4 protein-coding genes are annotated in these 2,605 nt (G+C 31.5%); all 4 read left to right on the forward strand.

Annotated elements, in window-relative coordinates; translation table 11 throughout:
* Nucleotides 1-20: 20 nt before the first annotated feature.
* The 4 genes from IDG60_RS10800 to IDG60_RS10815 all read left to right on the forward strand — a co-directional run bounded on the left by IDG60_RS10800 (nucleotide 21) and on the right by IDG60_RS10815 (nucleotide 2,511).
* A complete protein-coding gene (locus tag IDG60_RS10800; protein WP_000217456.1) occupies nucleotides 21-716 on the forward strand; it encodes an SDR family oxidoreductase in 696 nt (231 codons plus the stop codon).
* 249 nt (nucleotides 717-965) lie between these two features.
* Nucleotides 966-1,388, forward strand: a complete 423-nt coding sequence (locus IDG60_RS10805; protein ID WP_001034758.1) for a DUF1433 domain-containing protein — start codon at nucleotides 966-968, stop codon at nucleotides 1,386-1,388.
* A 266-nt stretch (nucleotides 1,389-1,654) separates the two neighbouring features.
* Nucleotides 1,655-2,065, forward strand: a complete 411-nt coding sequence (locus IDG60_RS10810; RefSeq protein ID WP_000038240.1) for a DUF1433 domain-containing protein — start codon at nucleotides 1,655-1,657, stop codon at nucleotides 2,063-2,065.
* A 26-nt stretch (nucleotides 2,066-2,091) separates the two neighbouring features.
* Entirely contained in the window at nucleotides 2,092-2,511 is a 420-nt protein-coding gene (locus tag IDG60_RS10815; RefSeq protein WP_001034766.1) for a DUF1433 domain-containing protein, read from the forward strand.
* Nucleotides 2,512-2,605 lie beyond the last annotated feature (94 nt).

The raw sequence follows: 2,605 nt of genomic DNA on the forward strand, positions 1-2,605 counted from the left end.
AATCAAAGGAGTCGATCATTATGACAGTATTAACAGATAAAATAGCAGTAGTTACAGGTGCAGGTAGTGGTATTGGAGAAGCAATTGCAACATTACTACATGAAGAAGGGGCGAAAGTTGTCTTAGCCGGTAGAAATAAAGATAAACTACAAAATGTGGCGAATCAATTAGCTCAAGATAGTGTGAAGGTAGTGCCAACAGATGTAACGAATAAAGAAGAAGTCGATGAATTGATGAAAATTGCACAACAAACATTCGGTGGTTTGGATATTGTTATCAATAGTGCGGGACAAATGTTATCGTCTAAGATTACTGATTATCAAGTAGATGAGTGGGATAGTATGATTGATGTGAATATCAAAGGCACTTTATATACGGCACAGGCTGCATTACCAACTATGTTAGAACAATCAAGTGGACATCTTATTAACATTGCATCTATTTCTGGCTTTGAAGTAACGAAAAGTAGTACGATTTATAGTGCGACGAAAGCAGCAGTTCACACTATTACTCAAGGATTAGAAAAAGAGTTGGCAAAGACAGGCGTTAAAGTAACAAGCATTTCTCCAGGAATGGTAGATACAGCAATAACAGCCGCATATAATCCAAGTGATCGTAAAAAGCTTGATCCACAAGATATTGCAGAAGCGGTATTGTATGCATTAACACAACCAAAGCATGTTAACGTGAATGAAATTACAGTGCGTCCTGTATAAAAAGGTGTTTGAGGTGTGGGAGATAGACATTTAATGTAATAGCTATCGATTTTGTTAATGTTAGTAAGGCAATAATGACATGAGGGCATAATAGGCAATTATTCCTTGTACAATTCTCAGTAATTGGTGATTTTAACAATCAAGTTAATGAAGGCGACGATGTTAGTGTTATGGTTTATAATCTATAATGTTCGTAATTACAGATTACAAAAAAATTTCATTTTCCACCACATTTTAGGAGTTACTTTAATGAACAAAAAACATGTTTTTATAATTATTGGTGTCATTTTATGTATATGTATAGTTGCATCAGTCATTTATTTAAAAGTGAAATATGACGAAAAAGAAAAACAAAAAGCAATATACTATAAAGAACAACAGGAGCGTATTACACTCTATCTTAATCATAATACTAAAGAACCCAATACCATCAAAACTGTACATTTCACAAGTTTAAAAAGAGGACCTATGGGCGATGCAGTAATTGAAGGTTACATAAATGAAAATAAAGAAGATGATTTTGTTGCATATGGGTCTCCAGAACATAATTATCAATTTGGTGGAAGTTTAATCAAAAGTAAAAATTTAAGCACGTTATTAAAACCAGTACATCAAACCAAATCACCTGATGAGATAAAAAAGGAATTAGAGTCTAAAAAGAACGACCGCTAAAACTATGCGGCCGTTTTAATTTTGTTTTCAAGTTAATCATACTTACATATAAAAATGAAAAGTTGAATTTTTAGTACAATTTCCACTGTATTTATCTGTTAACCACTTTATACCCGCAATATTTCGTTGATCTTATATAAACACTTTTGGCTGCTTTTCCTTGACCTAGATTAAAATTATAGATTTTCTTTGTAAGAGTGTGTTTTGTAGTATCATAAATATGTAAACTGTATAAAATTCCACCACATTTTAGGAGCTGGTGATAGATGTCGAAAAAGAAAATTTTAATATTAACTAGTATTATGTTAATCATATTAATTAGTGTTGCAAGTATCTATTTTAAAATGAAATATGACGAAAAAGAAAAACAAAAATCAATTTATTATAAAGAACAACAAGCGCGCATTACACTTTATCTTAAGCATAATACTATAGAACCGAACACAATCAAATCTGTACATTTCACAAAATTGGAAACAAGTCCTATGGGAAGTGCTGTGATTGAAGGTTACATAAATGAAAATAAAGAAGATGATTTTGTTGCCTATGCATCACCTGAAAATAACTTTCAATTTGTAGGTGATTTAATTAAAAGTGAAAGATTAAGTGAGTTACTAAAACCAGCGCATCAATTAAAATCACCAGATGATATAAAAAAAGAACTAAATAAAAAGTAGAGTCACTAAAGTTAGGAGTTACTTTAATGAACAAAAAACATGTTTTTGTAATTATTGGTGTCATTTTATGTATATGTATAGTTGCATCAGTCATTTATTTAAAAGTGAAATATGACGAAAAAGAAAAACAAAAAGCAATATACTATAAAGAACAACAGGAGCGTATTACACTCTATCTCCAGCATAATACCAAAGAACCCAATACCATCAAATCTGTGCATTTCACAAGTTTAAAAAGAGGACCCATGGGCGATGCCGTAATTGAAGGCTACATCAATGAAAACAAAAAAGATAATTTTACTGCTTATGCTACACCAGAACATAATTATCAGTTTGGTGGTGCTATGATAGAAAGTGAAAGATTAAGTGAGTTACTAAAACCAGCGCATCAATTAAAATCACCTGACGAAATCAAAGAAGAATTAGACAAAAAAGAAGGCCACTAGGGTCTTCTTTATTTTTGATTTAATCTTCCAATAATCTATGTCATTGCTATCGAAGGTGTTTCGCAATTAATATCAATCACTTCATCATCACCAA

This window comes from Staphylococcus sp. EG-SA-2 (genome assembly GCF_017152085.1).

Bases quoted from the DNA above. Each gene is read 5' to 3' on its own strand.
- IDG60_RS10805 (WP_001034758.1), top strand. From the start codon at position 966: ATGAACAAAAAACATGTTTTTATAATTATTGGTGTCATTTTATGTATA.
- IDG60_RS10810 (WP_000038240.1), top strand. From the start codon at position 1,655: ATGTCGAAAAAGAAAATTTTAATATTAACTAGTATTATGTTAATCATA.
- IDG60_RS10800 (WP_000217456.1), top strand. From the start codon at position 21: ATGACAGTATTAACAGATAAAATAGCAGTAGTTACAGGTGCAGGTAGT.
- IDG60_RS10815 (WP_001034766.1), top strand. From the start codon at position 2,092: ATGAACAAAAAACATGTTTTTGTAATTATTGGTGTCATTTTATGTATA.